The organism is Puia dinghuensis (assembly GCF_014642875.1).
GTDB classification, from domain to species: Bacteria; Bacteroidota; Bacteroidia; order Chitinophagales; family Chitinophagaceae; genus Puia; species Puia dinghuensis.
Map to the genome: position 1 here is coordinate 428,645 of NZ_BMJC01000005.1, position 17,723 is coordinate 446,367.

At 54.6% G+C, this 17,723-nt stretch carries 14 protein-coding genes; 8 read left to right on the forward strand and 6 right to left on the reverse strand.

From position 1 onward, the window contains the following. The first annotated feature begins 46 nt into the window (after positions 1-46). Positions 47-1,006 carry a hypothetical protein gene (locus IEY39_RS23395; RefSeq protein ID WP_188936287.1) on the forward strand — a complete coding sequence of 320 codons (960 nt, stop codon included), beginning with the start codon at positions 47-49 and terminating at the stop codon, positions 1,004-1,006. After that, complete coding sequence (locus IEY39_RS23400; protein WP_188936289.1) at positions 1,003-1,605, forward strand: hypothetical protein; 603 nt, start codon at positions 1,003-1,005, stop codon at positions 1,603-1,605. Before IEY39_RS23395 ends, IEY39_RS23400 begins: the two co-directional genes overlap by 4 nt. Positions 1,606-1,608: 3 nt before the next feature. On the opposite strand, the gene IEY39_RS23405 is transcribed toward IEY39_RS23400, so the two are convergent. After that, positions 1,609-2,127 (reverse strand): DUF1345 domain-containing protein, encoded by a 519-nt coding sequence (locus IEY39_RS23405; RefSeq protein WP_229689054.1) that lies wholly within the window; start codon positions 2,125-2,127, stop codon positions 1,609-1,611. 230 nt (positions 2,128-2,357) lie between these two features. Here IEY39_RS23405 and IEY39_RS23410 point away from each other — a divergent pair, with 230 nt between their 5' ends. Both IEY39_RS23410 and IEY39_RS23415 read left to right on the forward strand, forming a co-directional pair. Further along, positions 2,358-2,858 (forward strand): (2Fe-2S)-binding protein, encoded by a 501-nt coding sequence (locus IEY39_RS23410; RefSeq protein WP_188936291.1) that lies wholly within the window; start codon positions 2,358-2,360, stop codon positions 2,856-2,858. A gap of 74 nt (positions 2,859-2,932) precedes the next feature. Then, positions 2,933-5,149, forward strand: a complete 2,217-nt coding sequence (locus IEY39_RS23415) for a xanthine dehydrogenase family protein molybdopterin-binding subunit (protein ID WP_188936293.1) — start codon at positions 2,933-2,935, stop codon at positions 5,147-5,149. A gap of 59 nt (positions 5,150-5,208) precedes the next feature. Here IEY39_RS23415 and IEY39_RS23420 read toward each other — a convergent pair whose 3' ends face one another. Continuing rightward, positions 5,209-5,865: a response regulator gene (locus IEY39_RS23420; RefSeq protein WP_188936295.1), complete on the reverse strand. Its 657-nt coding sequence runs from the start codon at positions 5,863-5,865 to the stop codon at positions 5,209-5,211. A 2-nt stretch (positions 5,866-5,867) separates the two neighbouring features. Then, positions 5,868-7,691: an ATP-binding protein gene (locus IEY39_RS23425; protein ID WP_188936297.1), complete on the reverse strand. Its 1,824-nt coding sequence runs from the start codon at positions 7,689-7,691 to the stop codon at positions 5,868-5,870. 130 nt (positions 7,692-7,821) lie between these two features. On the opposite strand from IEY39_RS23425, the gene IEY39_RS23430 reads away from it, so the two are divergent. Beyond that, positions 7,822-9,408 (forward strand): M1 family metallopeptidase, encoded by a 1,587-nt coding sequence (locus IEY39_RS23430; protein ID WP_188936299.1) that lies wholly within the window; start codon positions 7,822-7,824, stop codon positions 9,406-9,408. On the opposite strand, the gene IEY39_RS23435 is transcribed toward IEY39_RS23430, so the two are convergent. From IEY39_RS23435 to IEY39_RS23445, 3 genes are all read right to left on the reverse strand, one after another. Then, positions 9,395-11,830 (reverse strand): ABC transporter permease, encoded by a 2,436-nt coding sequence (locus IEY39_RS23435; RefSeq protein ID WP_188936301.1) that lies wholly within the window; start codon positions 11,828-11,830, stop codon positions 9,395-9,397. The genes IEY39_RS23430 and IEY39_RS23435 overlap by 14 nt on opposite strands. 18 nt (positions 11,831-11,848) lie before the next feature. Next, entirely contained in the window at positions 11,849-12,640 is a 792-nt protein-coding gene (locus IEY39_RS23440; RefSeq protein WP_188936303.1) for an SDR family oxidoreductase, read from the reverse strand. Positions 12,641-12,715: 75 nt separating this feature from the next. Then, a complete protein-coding gene (locus tag IEY39_RS23445) occupies positions 12,716-13,264 on the reverse strand; it encodes a hypothetical protein (RefSeq protein ID WP_188936305.1) in 549 nt (182 codons plus the stop codon). A 213-nt stretch (positions 13,265-13,477) separates the two neighbouring features. Between IEY39_RS23445 and IEY39_RS23450 the strand changes: the two genes are divergently transcribed. From IEY39_RS23450 to IEY39_RS23460, 3 genes are all read left to right on the forward strand, one after another. Then, entirely contained in the window at positions 13,478-13,981 is a 504-nt protein-coding gene (locus tag IEY39_RS23450; protein WP_308423260.1) for a (2Fe-2S)-binding protein, read from the forward strand. A gap of 6 nt (positions 13,982-13,987) precedes the next feature. After that, positions 13,988-16,159 (forward strand): xanthine dehydrogenase family protein molybdopterin-binding subunit, encoded by a 2,172-nt coding sequence (locus IEY39_RS23455; protein ID WP_188936307.1) that lies wholly within the window; start codon positions 13,988-13,990, stop codon positions 16,157-16,159. Between the two features lie 255 nt (positions 16,160-16,414). Then, the gene (locus IEY39_RS23460; protein WP_188936310.1) at positions 16,415-17,719 is read left to right on the forward strand and encodes an ATP-binding protein; all 1,305 of its coding nucleotides are present in this window, start codon (positions 16,415-16,417) and stop codon (positions 17,717-17,719) included. The last annotated feature ends 4 nt before the right edge of the window (positions 17,720-17,723 follow it).

Sequence of the window (17,723 nt, forward strand, 5' to 3'; positions counted from 1 at the left end):
TCTTTTAAGCCGGGGAAGTTAACCAATATCCGGTACATTTGCAGCTATGTCGTCCAGGATCAAACTATTTATAGTCTGCCTGTTATGCTCGAACACAGGGTTCACCCTCCCGGCCCCCGCCGACATCACGTGGCGTCTCTCTTCCGACACCATCTGGCGTCTCCCTCCCAACACCGGCCACGTCTCATCCACTCCTGAGCAGGCACTTCTGCTGCTGAGAAACACCAAACTCCCCGATTCCAGCATCTGGTGGCCTAATGTCAAGCTGTCCCTTTTCATCGAAAACCTTAAGGCCAATATCAACTTCCCCCTAAAGATCTATCAAGGCAGCAATACCAACTTCTGTGGCTACGCCGCCCTGTCCTACCTCCCGCTGCAGGACGATCCCCTCAGCTATACCCGGTTCATGCTGTCTCTCTATCTCGACGGGAAAGCCACCTGGAACAATATTTCCTTCGAAACTTCACCCGCTATCCACCAGGCGGCGGGAACCCTTCACTTCAAAGGCATCCTCGACATCCGCCACGCAGATCAGATCTGGTTCCTCATCCTGGCCGATCATTTTCGCAGCTATCTCAACTTCTTCAACCGCCGCTTTCACCCCGGCTCAGAAGACACCTTCTGGGCAGCCGTCAACTATGGCAAGTTCAACCGCATGATCCGCCAGCTGCTGGGCTGGCAGGTGGAAGCCCGCGGCTCCGATGTCCTTCGCCCGCATATCCCCCATTTGTTCGACTATCTCACTAACTGCCTCACCACCGGCACGACGTATCTTTATGTCAACAATACCTATCTGCATAAGAAAAACCACAATAAGTTCAAAAGCAGGTTCCCCACCCATTATATCGTCCTCGAGCAGATCCACAGGATCCCCGGCCAGGAAGACTGGGTCGACATCGTATATTGGGATTACGGCGGCAGGACGCTGCGGCAGATGGACCTCCACTTCCTGAAAAGAATCCTCTTCGGCGTCAGCCATTGCACCCCTCCAACGGACAACAAATGACCAACCGCTCTCCATATTACTTCATCATCGCGGCGATGCTCGTCCTGGTAACCTCCTGCACCCGCCTCAACATTACCAACTATTACCATAAACATCACTCTGCCCTGGACAGCATCGAAGACACCTATCGCCGCGCCTATCGCAACAAACCTTTTTCCATCGAATTCACGGACCGCCCCTTCGACCGCGTCTCGCTCGAACTCATCACCGACACCCTCACGTACATCTATGAATACCGCGTAGGCGAACCCCGGCTCCAGGATACCCTGCTGAAATTCGGCTACGATACCGTTCCCGTCAATTGGCTCATCAACCGGATGCGCACAATGGAATGCACCTGGATCGACAAGCTCGACTATTATGTCGAAGACCAGAAACACTCGCTCATTTATCTCTCCCTCTGGCCCCGGGCCTTCAACTCCCCCTTTGTAAATAAGAAATACTACATCCTCACCTACTTCCAGCAACCGCAATATTACGACAGCAAAGGCCGCCTCTTCGCCAGCCGCCGCCGCCGCCACCTCCGCAAGATCAACGCAGAAGTCTTCTTCCGCCTCAACGACAGGGTTTTTTACACCATCTCCGACCGGTTCAGGTAGGATCTAGCTCTTCAAATCAACGATCACATTGATCGTCAACGCCACGATCACCGTATTAAAAAGAAAGGAAAGCAGCCCGTGCACCAGGGCCAGCCGGCGTATCAGCCGTGAAGAGATCTCGATATCGGATACCTGGAAGGTCATCCCGATGACAAAAGAAAAATAGGCGAAGTCAAGATAATCCGGCCACAGCTCATTCGGTATCTGCAGGCCCACAGTATGCTGATCGGGGTCCAACGGATGCTCCCCATAGTACAGCAGGGCATACCGGTAGGCAAACATGATATGCAGCAGATTCCAACTGCAGATGACTCCCGTAATGTAAATAAACGTCTCCATCCCCTTGCTTAGCAGCCAATGTTCCTTGTTCCCCAATAACAACAACACCCCCAGCAGGCTGCCCAAAATAGCCGCCAGCACGATAAGGAATACAATAATCCGCCCGGCATCTTCCTGTTTGGCCAGCACCCGTATCTGCCTCGGCCGCATACTGGAAAAGATGACCACAGAAATAATGATCATGCAAACGCTAAAACAATCCCACCCGATCATGACCCTCGTCATACCTTCCATCGGGATCGACAGTAAACAAGCAGAAATGATTGTGGCGACGACAAGACTGACAATCAGCTTATAAATCGAAGGCAACCGGTGAAACCACTTGGGACAATTCAAATATTCTGCCACGCTAACGAAATTGTGAGTCGCTAAAATAGCACAATTTAGGGTATATTTATACTAAAATCTACGCTATGGCCATCCACTCATTCACTGTTAACAACCGACCTGTCCAGGTGGACGCCGAACCGGATATGCCCTTGCTCTGGGTGATCCGCGATCTACTGGGGTTGAAGGGTACCAAATTCGGATGCGGCATCGCTCAATGCGGCGCCTGTACAGTCCATCTTGGTTCCAGTGCGGTAAGATCCTGCAGTATCCCCGTTTCGGCAGTAGCAGGCCAGAAGATCACAACCATCGAAGGACTCACGGGCAACACCCTGGGGGAATCCGTACAGAAAGCCTGGATAGACGAACAGGTTCCCCAATGCGGTTATTGCCAGTCGGGCCAGATCATGAGCGCCGTCGCGCTGCTCAAACACACGCCAAAACCTACCGATGCCGATATCGACATCGCCATGCAAGGCAATATCTGCCGCTGCGGCTGCTATTCACGCATCCGGAAAGCGATCCACTCCGCGGCTTCCCACCAGGCCCCGCCGGCCTCCCTGAAAAAACCGGTGCTCCATGGCTGACCCCGGTAGCACCCACAAGCCGCGACAAGGGCCGCCCCAAGCCGCAGTCTTATTCACCAACCAAATCGCCAATCATGTCTTCTGAAAAACATACCATTGCCCGCCGCGAATTCCTGAAACATACAGGCCTCTCCGGGCTCGCCTTCATCCTGGGCATCACCGCCGTCGACACAGCAGAAGCCGCCATCACCCGCATCAACGCATCCTCCCTGCCGCTGACCGGCCTGCCCGGCATCGGCAACGCCCCACCGGCAAACGCCAACATCACACCCTATATCATCATTGAACCCACCGGTAAGATCACCCTTATCAATCCCAAGCCGGAAATGGGCCAGGGCACATACCAGTCGGTACCGTCCCTCATAGCCGAAGAGTTGGAGGTGAGTCTCGACCAGGTGACGATCATCACCAGCAGCGGCCAGAAAGATATCCCCGGCCAGTCCGCCGGCGGCAGCTCATCCGTCAGAGGCCAATATGCAAATCTGCGAAAGGTAGGCGCCACCGCCCGTGAAATGTTACGCAGCGCCGCCGCAACCCAATGGGGTGTCCCCGTGGAAGAATGCTATGCAGAAGATGCACAGATCATCCACCGGCCCAGCGGCAAAAAACTGGGATATGGCGATCTGGCCTCCGCCGCAGCAAACCTGCCGGTACCCGCCAATCCAGTCTTGAAAGACCCCAAAGATTTCAAAATACTCGGTAAGTCGGTGGCCCGGCCGGATGTCCCGCTAAAGGTCAACGGCAAAGCAGTCTACGGCATCGATATGGAAGTACCCGGCATGGTCTATGCCTCTGTAGAAAGATGCCCGGTCTTCGGCAGCAAGCTGGTTAGCTACGACGACACCGCCACCCTCAAAGTCAAAGGGGTCATCAAAACGGTAAAGGCTGAACGCGTCCTGGGAAAAAACCGCTACGAAGGCGTGGCCGTCATCGCCGAAAATTATTGGGCCGCCCTCAAAGGCCGCAGAGCCCTCAAAGTACAATGGGACCATCAGGGCTTCGATTCGTTCAATACAAAGGATTACGAACAACACCTCCGCGACCTCGCAGCAAACGACGGCCTCACCGTCAAAGACACCGGCGACTTCAACAAAGCCATGACAGACGCAGATGCCACCCATAAACTGGAAGCCCTATACGAAACACCCGTGGTAGCCCACGCAACCATGGAGCCCATGAACTGCCTCGCTCACTGGCAGGAAGGCGACAAGGTGGATATCTGGACTTCCTGCCAAGGCGCCGACATCGTCAAACGCGAACTGGCTACCACCCTCGGCATCCCCGCCGACAATATCACCCCCCACATCTCTTTCCTGGGCGGCGGGTTCGGCCGCCGGCTCGCTGCCGACTATGCAGGCGAAGCCGCCGGCATCTCAAAAGCCATAGGCAAGCCAGTAAAGGTCATCTGGACCCGCGAAGACGATATCCAATTGGGCCCCTTCCGTCCCATGACCTTCTCCGCGATGAAGGGCGCCGTATCGGCCGATGGGAAAGCTCTCGCCTTCCAGCACAAGGTCATCTCCCCCTCGATAAGCGCGACAAAATCGGACAAATATGATAAGACCAAGCCCGATCGCTCCATGACCGAAGGCATCGCCGACCAGAAATATGAGATCCCCAACATGCATACGGCCTATGTCTTCGCCGATATCCATATTCCCATGCAGCCCTGGCGATCGGTCACCAGCAGCACCCTGGCCTTCGCCCATGAGTGCTTTATCGATGAAATGGCGGTTGCCGCCGGCAAAGACCCGCTGCTGTTCCGCCTGGATATGCTGACACAGGATTCCGACACAAAGAAAGTGCTTAACAAACTCAGAGAGGTATCCAATTGGGATAAACCCTTGCCAAAAGGCTGGGGACGGGGCGTCGCCCAATATGAATTCTTCGCAGGACTATGCGGGCAGGTCGTAGAAGTCTCTACCCGAACGGATGGAAGTATAAAAATCGAAAAGGTCCATTGTGTCATCGATCTGGGAACCGTCGTCAACCCCGACATGGTTCGTCTCAATACCGAAGGTGCCATCATCATGGGCATCATCGCCGCAACAAAGGACGCCATCACCTTCGAAAAAGGTCAGTCGATCCAGACCAACTTCCACAATAACCGCATGCTCCGCATCAACGAAGTACCGCAAGTAGAAGTGCATGTGCTGGCCGACGGCGGACCGAAGATCAAAGGCGTAGGCGAACCCGGCCTGCCACCCATAGCACCGGCCCTCTGCAACGCGGTCTTCAATGCCACAGGCAAGCGCATCCGCAAACTACCCTTCAACCTGGCCAAGGTCTAGCCCGCGGCCTCACCCGCCGCCAGATCGCCCCCGCTGTCCGCGAAACCCGCGCCGGACCACTATTTTAGCAACCCCTTGCTATACGCATACCGCAGCAGCCCGGCCAGGTTGCTCGCACCCGTCTTCTGCATCATATTCTTCCGATGCGTCTCTACCGTCCGGAAACTGATATTCAGCGCATTCGCAATATCATCGTTGGTGTACTCCTGCGACAACAGGTCCAATACTTCTATCTCCCGCCGGGTCAGCATCACCTCCGGCTCTCCCTTCGATGGTTTCTCTGCCTGCGCATAATCATTCAGAATGGAAGTCTGCACCTCATCACTAAAATAAAACCCGCCCTCCGCCACTTTCTTAATCGCATTCACCAGCTCCTGGCGGGTCGAATTCTTCAGCACATACCCCGCCACCCCAATCTGCAACAGCCGGTTGATGATCTCCTTTTCATCATAGGTCGTAAGAATGATGATCTTCACTTCCGGCCGCTCCTCTTTTAACAACCGGGTCGTTTCGATCCCATCCAGTTCCGGCATATTAATGTCCAGCAGGCAGATATCAAAAGGATGACGCCGCACAAGCTCCAGCACCTGTCTGCCGTTGTGGGCGGTGGCCTCTATCGAAAAACTACTCTCTTCCTGCAACAACGCCACCAGGCCGTCCAGCACTACTTTGTGATCATCCGCGATCAATAATCGTATGGTTCTATCAGTTATCATTTTCAACAAGGTATTTCTATTAATACGGTCGTTCCGGTCCCCTCTTTCGAATCGATCTCCATCGTTCCCTTCAGATAGCCCACCCGACTCCGAATATTCCCCAATCCCATTCCCTTCCCCGGCCCCGAACCCTGCGCAGCCCCCAGCCCGACCCCATCATCTTCCACAATAATATTGATATACGCCGGATACTTTATCATCTGGACGGTCAGCAAACTCGCACCCGCATGCTTGATCACATTGTTCACCAGCTCCAGCAAAATTCGGTATACGCTGATCTCCACCTCCTCGGGCAGCCGCTCTTCAAAACCATAAAAGCTATAGCTTACCTTCAATCCCGACGGGTTTGCCAGCGAATCCAACAACCCTTTCATGGCAGCAGGCAAACCTATCTTCGACAGACCCGCAGGCATGATATTATGAGCGACATTCCGCAGCTCGGCCGAAACCTCATCCAGCAACTTCAAACTGGTCCTGTATCGCGGTACCTGATCGGAACGAAGAAAGCCCTCATCCAATGCTGAGAGGTTGAGCTTGGCCGCCGAAAGCAACGACCCCAACGTATCATGGATATCCTGCGCTATCCGCTTCCGCTCGTTCTCCTGGGCCATGATGACAGCGCCAAAAAGATCGTTCCGCTGCCGGCTCAGCTTTACTTCATAATCCGCCCGCTGCTTCAGGCGTCGCCTGTTATACAACAACAGGATAAAAGCGACGAGGAAAACGAAGGAAACCAAAAGTATATTCTTCCAGAGACGCTGCCGGGCCAGCAACTCCTTTTGCAGCGCGATCTCTTTATCCTTCCTGTCCGCCGCATAACGCTCGTGTATCTCCGCAATCTCCTGCCGGCTCCGGTCATTGATGATCGAATCCTTCAACGCCGCATACAGTTTATAATAAAAAAAAGCACTGTCATACCGGTGCTGCCGGGCATAAATGTCAGCCAGCGAACACCAGGCATCCTGCACATCTTCCCGGTGCCTGATCCGCAGGGCAATGGCCAGCCCACGGCGCGTCATGTTCACCGCGCGCGGGAAATCACCCAGGCCTTTGTAGATATCCCCGGCATTGATATAGTAGAGCGCCCGGTCGTATTCATTGTACCAGGGGGCCGTTTCAATATCCTTCAACGTCTTTTCGGAAAAGATCAGCGCCTCTCTATAATTCTGCATCCCCTTGTACACCTGGCTTATCCTGTACGCAGTATGCACCACCCTTTCCGTAGCTCGGAGATACGCATACAGGTCATAGGCCTTGAAAAGGGAGGCCAGCGCCTCGCCAAAGTGATTCCCTTCGGCTTTCAGCTCCCCGATGCTGGAATAGGCATCGGCCATCAGTAAGCTGTCCTTCGCCTTCGCCGACAGGTCGAGGCATAAGGCATAGTAAGCTCCTGACTCGTGGATATTGCTCTGCCGGCTGTAAATAAACCCGATCGTATTATAGGACTTCGCCATCTGCAAGGAGTCGCGTCGCTCTTCGGCCAGCGCAAGCTCCTCGGTAGCCGCCTTCATCGCTGCGGGGTAATCGCCTAAATAGAAATAGATGTTCAGGACTGTCGCATAATCCGTCAGCATTCGCCTATAGGAATGGGCCGCCGCATCGAGCGCAAGCGCCTGCCGGTAATGGGCAAGCGCCGTGGAGTAGTCCCTTTTATCTTCTTGTGCCCGCACCCCCAGTGCATACAGGCATCTGGCTCGTTGACTGTCGGTAGTGGCATGCTCCAGCGCCGCTCTCAACGAATCATCCCGGCCCTGGGAAGAACACACCGCTGTGCCCAGGAACAAACCCAGGCATACCACAAACGTAATCCTGCTTTGGTACGACATCAGGTCATTAAGATAACAAAAAACACCAGAATATCCTCGCCAGGTACACCCGCCAGGGCGCCATACCATATACCCGGCATTTCCGCATACCGGGATTTTGGTATAACTTTCCTGGTCTAAATGACTCCCGATGCGCCGACATTTCATCCGTCTTACCCTCGTCTTCCTCCTGGTTCTCCCTTGCTGGCTGTACGCACAACCATACAACCCGGCCATCGACGTACAGCACTATGAATTCTCGCTCACACTCAGCGACAGCACCAACAATATCCACGGCGAAGCAGCGATCACGCTCACCTTCAGGGAGAATATCCCCGAATTTGCCCTCGACCTCACCCGCCGCAACAGCGAAGGAAAGGGCATGACCGTCACAACTATCAAAGAAGGCAATACTCCGATTCGCTTCACCCAGCAAAGCGAGCAGCTGATCATCCATACCCCGGGCGCTCCCGGCGGGCAGCATACTTATAAGATCAAATACGAAGGTATTCCCGCCGACGGGCTCATCATCTCGCTTAATAAGTTTGGCAGCCGCGGCTTCTTTGGCGACAACTGGCCAAACCGTGCCCACAACTGGCTGCCCTGCGTCGACCATCCATCCGACAAGGCAACCGTCTCTTTCAACATCACGGCTCCTGATCACTATACGGTAGTAGCCAACGGCGAGCTTGCAGGCGAGCAACCCCTCCCCGGTCATCGTAAACTTACCCGCTGGAAAGAATCCCAACCCCTCTCGCCAAAGGTGATGGTCATCGGTGTAGCCGACTTCGCCGTCGATCATCCCGGCGACGCCATGGGTGTACCCGTTTGGAACTATGTCTATAAGGAGAACAAAGACCGGGGTTTTCACAGCTACGCCTACGCGCTGGAAATCCTGCCATTTTACATCAGCCACATCGGCCCCTATCCCTTCGAGAAATGCGGCAACGTCCAATCAAAGACGCGCTTTGGCGGACTGGAGAATGCCAGCGCCATCTTCTACTACGAGGGATCGGTAGGCGCCTCGGACATCGAGTCCCTCATGGCGCACGAGATCGCCCACCAGTGGTTTGGTGACGCCGCCACCGAGACTCAATGGAAACACCTCTGGTTGAGTGAAGGCTTCGCCACCTATATGACCCTCTGCTATCTGGAAAATAAATATGGCGCCGACACGTTGAAAAGCAGTCTCCGGCTCGATCGCCAAAAGGTCATCGACTTCGAGGATCAACGGCTCACCCCCATCGTCGACACCACGGTGAAGAGCGATTACATGCAGCTGCTCAACCCCAACAACTATGAAAAAGGCGGCTGGGTCCTCCACATGCTGCGCCGCACCATCGGCGACAGCGCTTTCTGGAAAGGCATTTCCACCTATTATGCCACCTATCGCAATACCAACGCATCCAGCGCCGACTTCGAGCAGGTAATGGAATCCGTCAGCGGCAGGGACCTCCACGGCTTCTTCCATCAATGGCTGGAAACCCCCGGTCATCCCCGGCTCACCATCGCATGGAAATATGATGCCGGTAAAAAAGCAGTGATCATCGACGTTACCCAACAGGGTGGCTACCTCTTTACCTTCCCGCTCGAATACTCCCTCGACGGCGTCCTCCAACATATCGACATCCACGACAAGACCACCCACGTCGAAATACCCTTCCCCGAAAAACCCGCCAGCCTCATCCCCGACCCAAACACCAATCTCCTGGCAACCTTCGAAGTCATTCATTCCTAAGACTCCTCACCGGACTCACCCTGGCGGCCCTGAGTCCCTGCATCCCCACCGTCAAAAAAGCAATCCCCACTGCAAGCAACCCGGCAGCAGCGAAGAACCACCAGCTAAGCGTGATGCGATAAGCAAAATCATGCAACCACCGGTTCATCGTCCACCATGCAAACGGTATGGAAATCAACAAGGCAAGCACGGCCAGCCGGAGAAAATCGCTGAACAACAACACCACCACGCTGGCGACAGAGGCGCCCAACACCTTCCGGATACCGATCTCCCGCGTCCGCTGCGTCGCCATGAACGCCGCCAGAGCGAACAGCCCGGTGCAGGAAATAAAGATCGCGATCAGCGCAAAATAACGCACCAGTCGGCTCAGGTTCTCCTGCACATTGTACAGCGCGTTGATATTCTCATCAAGAAAACTATATTCAAACATTCGTTCCGGAAAATATCGATCCCACAGCCGGTGGATCTCCCCAATCGTCTCCGGCAAATGATCCGGTCTAACCCGAACGGCAAATGTGGTAAATCTCGGCACATTCACATCCAGTATCAACGGTTGCTGGGGCCGGTCGAGGCGGCCGAAATTGAAGTCCTTTATTACCCCGATGACGTGCCCCTTCTTCCCGTCCTCCATGCTGCCGCGGATCATTGTCTTCCCGATGGCGTCCCCCGCGCTCTTCCAGCCAAAGGTCCGCACCGCAGATTCGTTGATCACAAACGCCTGCAGATGATCCGTACCGGTCGCCTTCGAAAAATCCCGCCCTGCTACAAGCGGCGCCCCGAGGGTCGGAATAAAATCATAATCCACCGATGCCCAGGGGATAAAAATATTATCCTTCTCTGTATGGCCTTCGGGGATGACAAGACCGCTCACAAAAAAATCCCCCGGTAACACCGAAGAAAGGGTGACGGCCCGAATAGCGGTATTGGCCCGCAGGTCGTTCTCAAAAGCTTTCATCCTGGCGCGTAAAGGGCCGTCCACCCCGCTGTTGATCAGCGAAGGGTTCTTGCCGAACAAAGGCAGCACCACCAGCTGCTCCTTATCAAATCCAAGCGGTTTGTTCCGCAGATAGCTCAGCTGCCGTTGGATCACGATCGCGCCGGTGACCAGCGCAATAGCGATCACAAACTGTGTGACGATCAGCGACTGCCGGATACGATTGCCGCTGATCCGGTTGTCCCCCGGCTGTCCTTTCAACAAGGCGGTGAGGCGCATCCGGGTGATAAACACCGCCGGATAGATCCCCGCCAGAAGCCCGCTCCCCAATAACAATCCCGCAAATACCAGCAGAACGCTTACCCGCAACAACACATCCGGCTGCAGGGATTTACCCGTAACGGTATTCAGCAAGCTCAGCCCTGGCAGCGTCAGCAGCAGGGCCACGACAAAGGCGATGCCACTCAGCAAAAGACCCTCACCCAGGAACTGCAACAGCAATTGGCGGCTGTCGGCCCCGGACACCTTCCGGACCCCGATCTCCGCTATCCGCGTCAGCGACTGCGCATTCGACAAATTGATAAAATTGATATTGGCCATCAGCAAGATCAGGAAAGCTATCGCCGAGAAAATATAGATATAGGTAATGCTGTTGGTACTGGGATTACCCTCCACCCCCGAAGCATGCAAATGCATCGCTGCAAGCGGCTGCAGGGAGAAGAAATAGGATTTTTTCAGGCGTTCGTCGCCATATCGCTGGGTCAGCTGTTCAACGGTAGCCTCCGCGGCGGCCAGGGAGGCAGAGGGTTTTAGCAGAACATAAGTTTCGCAGGGGTTATACAACCAGTTGCTCCGCAGGAAGTCGGCAATTCCTTTGGGCTCTACGGTGTAAAGCGTTTCAAAGGAGATTAGTGCGTCAAAATGAATATCGGAATTGGCCGGCAATGCGTCGACAACACCCGTCACCCGCAATAGGGTGCCGTTTTCGTAGGTCATCGATCGGCCTATGACGTCCTGCCTGCCAAAATATTTCCGGGCCAGTTCCTTTGTCAGCACAATGGAATTGGGGGCTTTCAGATCGCCTCCCTGGATGGAGAATACGTTAAAAACTCCCTCATCCGCAAAATAGACCCGCGGCTCCTGGAATCGTTTCACCTCTCCTCCTTCCTTCACCTCCAGGATCCCGCTCCGATTATATAGGCGGCCTACGGCCGCCACCTGTGACACGTCTTTGGCTATCGCCGGCCCTACGGAATTTGCCGACCCCGCCATTACTCTCGTCTCCCCATCTCCATGCTTGACAAAGTTCACGCGATAAATGTCACTATAATGCGGGCAGAAGGTATTATAGCTCAGCTCATCATTGATATAGATAAGGATGAGCATACAGCAGGCCATGCCGATGGCAAGACCCGAAAGCTTCACCAGTGACGCACTCTTGTGTCGCATCAGGCTTCGCCACGCCGTTTTTAAATAGCTTTTAAACATATGGCAGAACGTGTTGAGTTACTTGGGAACAAACTTGGGGGCCATCCGCATCAATAACCGCGGCGCCAGCCGGTTCAGCACCAAAGCCATCTTTTCCGCTCCGGGCTTCCCGATATACGCTTCAAACTTCCCCTTTTCAATCGCCCTGAACATCTTCATCGCCGCCTTGTCGGCTGACAGTCCCTTTTCGATATTCTGCGAAGCTTGTCCCAGCTTCGACCCATCCTTAGTGAGCGCATTCTGGGCAATGTTCGTCCGGATATAGCCAGGTGTCAGCAGGGTTACTTTGATATTCATCGGTGACACCTCTGCTCGCAGGCAATCGAAGAAGCCATGAAGGGCATGTTTCGCTGCGGCATAAGCGCTCCGCATCGGCGTCCCGATCTTTCCCATGACACTGCTCATGACGACAAAATGCCCGGTCTTGCGCTCGATAAAATGCGGCAACAGGGCCTTTGTCAGCGCGACGTAGCTAAAATAGTCCAGTTCCATCACCTGCCGTTGGACGGACAGTTCGGTATCCAGGACAAGTCCCCGCTGGCTGACGCCTCCGTTGTGGATCAGGACATCTATGTGTCCAAAAGCGCCAAGGGCCTCTTTCACCCGCTCGTCGAAGGAAGCGATGTTCAGCAGGTCCATCGGCAGTACTCGTGTCTGGTCGGGATGTGCGCATTGCTGCTTCACCCTTTCTAATTCTTCCGTCCGCCGGCTGGATAACAGGAGCCTGGCCCCTGCGGCCGAATAAGCATAGGCGAGCGCTTCGCCGATCCCCGAGGAAGCGCCAGTGATCCAAACGACTTTGTTGTTCATGCAACAAAAATAAAGAAGCCGCCCGTGCCTGTGCAACGAAAGCGGCCTCTTTATTTTATCAACAAACCCTAGGTATTACCGTCCACCTGCCTGTGAAGACTTATCTTGGTATTCCGGACCGTCACCGGAAGAATTGTTATTGTTCTGTGGCTGATCATTCTGGTTCGGTTGGTTCGAATTGCCGTGATGATCATTGTAATTCCTTCTGCTCCGGTCGAAATAATCATGCCGTGCCTGGACGATAGCATTATCCCGATCCATTTTCAACTGGTTTATCTTATCTCTCTTTTCCCTATGCGTAAGCGCCTTATCATGCCTTACATCCTTGATCCGCTGAGAATAATCGTTCCGGATATCCTGTACCTGCAGCTCCAGCTGGTTGGGCATGGGGCCGTAACCGTAGTAATAGCCGGGATACGGTCCATACCAGGGGCCATACCAGCCATAACCCCAACCCCAATAGGGGTAGCCCCAACCGAATCCTACACCGTAATATGGGCGGGAAACAATGACAGTTCTGCCGCCGCCATAGTAATGTCCGCCGCCACCGACAAAATGGCCTCGCTGAGCCGAAGCGCCAAAGGCGAGGCTGAGCGAGAACAGTAAAATGAAAATCTTTTTCATATCTCGAGTTTTTTTGTTTTTGTATCTACTGTAAGAAAGCAAATTTGGTACAAGGTTAAATCCCCAAATGCGTATATAACTAATCTATAACAATCTATTTACCACTCAATAACGTAAAGTATTGTTAAAACCGCTGCGCTCAGCAACCTTTCGGCCTCCCCTCTGCCGCTCCCGTAATTTTTTTCCACGGCGTCAATAAATTAGCTAACTTTTATGTCCGCCAAACACACCATCGCCATGGGAAAATACACGCTTAACATCAACGGAAAGAACATCTCCATCGAAGCCGACGAAAAAATGCCACTTCTCTGGGTCATCCGTGAAATCATCGGCCTCACAGGCACAAAATACGGCTGCGGCATCGCCCAATGCGGCGCCTGTACGGTGCTGCTCAACGGCAATCCCATCCGATCGTGCTCTATCCCCGCATCATCAGTGGCCGGCCAGCCCATCACTACTATCGAAGGGCTCTCCCCGGACAACTCCCACCCGGTGCAAAAAGCCTGGATCGATGAGCAGGTTCCCCAATGCGGCTACTGCCAAAGCGGCCAGATACTCGCCGCAGCAGCCCTGCTGCAAAAGCATCCACACCCCACCGACGACGATATCAATATGGCTATGCAGGGAAACCTCTGCCGCTGCGGCTGCTACACCCGCATCCGCAAAGCCATAAAAACAGCCGCAGCCTCCGCCAAACCAGCCTCCACACTCAACTAACCAACCATGCAACCCAGAGCTTTGAAATCCCGTCGTCAATTCATACGAGACACCAGTCTCTCCGGCCTTGCGCTCGTCCTCGGCGCCTATCTGCCCGGCTGCAACACCGGCTCAGCTCCAAACATCATCAACGCTTCCGGAGGCACCCTCCCCACCTCCATCGAACTGATGACCTGGATATCCATTGACAGATCCGGCAAGGTGTCGATACTCACCCACCGCGCCGAGATGGGTCAGGGCGCCTACACGGTTGTCCCGCAGATGATCGCCGAAGAACTCGAAGTCGACCTCAAAGCGATCAACATCGTCTTCGCCCCGGGAAACCAGAAAAAATATGGCAGCCAGGTCACCGGCGGCAGCTCCACCGTCCGCGGCTCTTATAAACATCTTCTCCGCATCGGCGCCTCCGCCCGCGAAATGCTCACAGAAGCAGCAGCAAAAAAATGGAACGTCAACCAGGCCGACTGCTACGCGGAAAACGGCAGCATCATCCATAAGCCCACCGGCAAAGCCTTCACTTACGGTGATCTCGTCGCAGACGCCGCAAAACTCCAGCCGCCAAAAGAACCCAAACTAAAGGCCCGCAGTGAATACAGACTTGTCGGCAAACCTCTCCCTCGCAAGGACACTCCGCTAAAGACAAACGGGGCCGCCATCTTTGGCATCGACAAAAAGATCCCCGGCATGCTCTACGCCGTCGTCGAACGCAGCCCCCGCATCCGCGGCAAGGTCAAAAGCTTCGATGACACCCAAACAAAAACCATCCCCGGCGTTCGCCACGTCATCACTGTACAGCGAACGGTCTTCGACCACCTCCAGGAAGGTGTAGCCGTCGTCGCCGACAACCTCTGGGCCGCCATGCAGGGACGCCAACTGCTAAAAGTTGACTGGGATGACAGCGGCTTCGAACACCTCAGTTCCGAACAGCTGTTCGCCCGCATGCACGAAGACCTCAAAAAATCCGGCCTCAACGACCGCACGAGCGGCGACTTCGAAAGGGCCTTCCAAAAAGCAACCACAAAGGTCGAAGCCGTATACGAAGCCCCCTACGAGGCCCATGCCTGTATGGAGCCGCTCAACTGCATCGCCGACGTAAAAGATGACTCGATCACCATCTGGGGACCCATCCAGGGACCCGATTGGGTCCAGTCCGACCTCAGCCAGCGCATGGGCGTCCCCCTTGATAAGGTTACCGTCAACATGACCTTCCTCGGCGGCGGATTCGGCCGCAAAGCTTTCCTCGACTACCCCCATGAAGCTGCCGTCATCTCAAAGGCAATAAAGGCTCCCGTCCAGGTCGTCTGGACCCGCGAAGACGACATGACCCAGGGCCCCTTCCGCCCAGGCGCCGTCTACGCCTGCAAAGCCGGCCTCAGCAAGGAGGGCCGCGTGGAAGCCTTCCATACCACCACCGCCACTCAGAACATGAACCACGAAAACCCGGGTGTTGACCCCCACTCCTTCAACGACAGCACCACCGAGGGCCTGTGCAAACCGTATTTCGACTCCTTCACCAATTACAGCTTTGCCGACATCCCCACCGTTTCGCCTATCCCCGTCATGTGGTGGCGTTCGGTCTATGCCTCCACTAACGGCTTCGCCTACGAGAGCTTCATCGACGAGCTGGCGCATGCGGCAGGAAAAGACCCGCTGGAATTCCGCCGCCAACACCTCGATGACGATCGCTACCAGGCCCTCATCGATCAGCTCATCACCCTTTCGGGCTGGAAAGACCGCGGCAAAAACCAGGGATGGGGCGTCGCCATCACCGAATGCTTCAGCAGCATCGTCGGCGAAGTGGTAAAAGTCTCCCGCAAACCCGACGGAAAGATAAAGGTCGACAAAGTCATCGCCCTCATGGACTGCGGCTGGTATGTCAACCCTGACATCATCCGTCAACAGGTGGAAGGCAGCATCGTCATGGCCCTGGGCGCCGCTACCAAACATGATATTCACTTCAAAGACGGCATGGCCGTGGAAAAAAACTTCGACACCTACAGCATGCCACGCATCCACGAGATCCCCGAAATTGAAGTGCATGTCGTAGATAATGACGAAAGAGCCGGCGGCGTCGGCGAACCCGGACTCCCACCCCTGGCTCCCGCCCTTTGCAACGCCATCTTCGATCTAACCAACAAGCGCATCCGGAGGTTGCCCTTCAACCTGGACGAGGTCTGACCACCCGGCGCCAACCAACGGCTCCACTCCAAGAAGCCTAAAGGGTTCCCTTATGCGCATACCCTTAGGGAGCACACAGCCCTTCCCGTCAGTGTCTATCCTACGATTTGAAGAGCAACTAAGGAGAAACCCCTATAGTGGTCAAATAAACCCAAAAGGCTAAAATACAAGCACCCCCATACCGTTTTCAAATAGATAGACCCCAAGGTCCTTTCCTATGAATTTATATTTTGTTATGCTCTGAAACCCAAGCCGATGCTGTCCATACCCCTTAACACAACGGTACTGGCCTGCCTCTTTCTGTCCTGCTTGTCATACTGGCTGTTCCGCATCAGTCAGCTGAAAAGAAGGACGAGGAGCCTGCAATTACAAGCAGACCAGCAAGCTCGCCTGGCCGAAGAAGCGCTGCGTACAAAAAGCCTCTTTCTTGCCAATATGAGCCATGAGATCCGTACACCCATGAACGGCATCACCGGCATGGCCTCTCTCCTTGGTCAAACCACGCTCACACGAGAACAGAAGGGATACATCGACATCATCCACAGCTGCACCGATACCCTGCTCGCCGTCATGAATAATATCCTTGACTTTTCTACGATGGAATCCGGGAAGATCATCCTGGAAGAAAAAGAGATCGACCTCCGGCTTTGCGTGGAAGAGGTGCTGGAAGTCTTTATGGCCCGGGCGCTAAAAGCCGGCGTCCTGCTCAATAGCCACATCGAAGAAGACGTCCCCACCCATATCATCACCGACGGAAGCCGTCTCCGCCAGATACTCATCAACCTTGTTGGCAACGCCATAAAGTTCACCCCACAGGGAGAGATCCGCATTCGCATCTTCCTCCCTACCACGCCCCTGCCCGCAGATACGCCACCCGGTCATATCCAGATAGGATTCGAAGTAAAAGACACCGGCATCGGCATCGACCCCGGAGAGTTCAGCCATCTCTTCCAGTCCTTCTCACAAGTGGATTCCTCCGTAAGCCGCAGATACGACGGCGCCGGTCTGGGCCTCACCATCTCCGACAAACTGGTGCAACTGCTCCACGGCCACATCACCGTGGATAGCCAACCCGGCAAAGGCTCCACCTTTACGTTCACTATCCTTGCCCACCCCGTCCTGCTTAAGACCACGCCCCCCAACACTGCCAGTCTGCCAAACCTTGCCGCTAAATATCCGCTCTGTATCCTGCTGGCGGAAGACAACCCCATCAACCAGCAGCTGGCGCTGATCATCCTGACAAAAATGGGTTACAATCCTATTCTTGCCGTCAACGGAAAGGATGTACTGCAACATTTGGAGAAAGCCCCTTTCGATCTTATATTAATGGATATCCAGATGCCGGAAATGGATGGGCTGGAAGCCACGCGGCTCATCCGGAAAAGCAACGGTCATCAACCCGTCATCATCGCCATGACTGCCAACGCCACCCGGCAAGACCGTGACGAATGTCTCGCCGAAGGCATGAACGACTACCTTAGCAAACCGGTAGACCTCGAAGAACTTACTTATGTGCTGAAAAAATGGGGCCACCTCATCAATGCCCCTCACAAAGTCTGATCCA

Coding starts and splice junctions, on each gene's coding strand:
- IEY39_RS23395 (WP_188936287.1), top strand. CDS start 47: ATGTCGTCCAGGATCAAACTATTTATAGTCTGCCTGTTATGCTCGAAC.
- IEY39_RS23400 (WP_188936289.1), top strand. CDS start 1,003: ATGACCAACCGCTCTCCATATTACTTCATCATCGCGGCGATGCTCGTC.
- IEY39_RS23405 (WP_229689054.1), bottom strand. CDS start 2,127: ATGATCATTATTTCTGTGGTCATCTTTTCCAGTATGCGGCCGAGGCAG.
- IEY39_RS23410 (WP_188936291.1), top strand. CDS start 2,358: ATGGCCATCCACTCATTCACTGTTAACAACCGACCTGTCCAGGTGGAC.
- IEY39_RS23415 (WP_188936293.1), top strand. CDS start 2,933: ATGTCTTCTGAAAAACATACCATTGCCCGCCGCGAATTCCTGAAACAT.
- IEY39_RS23420 (WP_188936295.1), bottom strand. CDS start 5,865: ATGATAACTGATAGAACCATACGATTATTGATCGCGGATGATCACAAA.
- IEY39_RS23425 (WP_188936297.1), bottom strand. CDS start 7,691: ATGTCGTACCAAAGCAGGATTACGTTTGTGGTATGCCTGGGTTTGTTC.
- IEY39_RS23430 (WP_188936299.1), top strand. CDS start 7,822: ATGCGCCGACATTTCATCCGTCTTACCCTCGTCTTCCTCCTGGTTCTC.
- IEY39_RS23435 (WP_188936301.1), bottom strand. CDS start 11,830: ATGTTTAAAAGCTATTTAAAAACGGCGTGGCGAAGCCTGATGCGACAC.
- IEY39_RS23440 (WP_188936303.1), bottom strand. CDS start 12,640: ATGAACAACAAAGTCGTTTGGATCACTGGCGCTTCCTCGGGGATCGGC.
- IEY39_RS23445 (WP_188936305.1), bottom strand. CDS start 13,264: ATGAAAAAGATTTTCATTTTACTGTTCTCGCTCAGCCTCGCCTTTGGC.
- IEY39_RS23450 (WP_308423260.1), top strand. CDS start 13,478: ATGTCCGCCAAACACACCATCGCCATGGGAAAATACACGCTTAACATC.
- IEY39_RS23455 (WP_188936307.1), top strand. CDS start 13,988: ATGCAACCCAGAGCTTTGAAATCCCGTCGTCAATTCATACGAGACACC.
- IEY39_RS23460 (WP_188936310.1), top strand. CDS start 16,415: ATGCTGTCCATACCCCTTAACACAACGGTACTGGCCTGCCTCTTTCTG.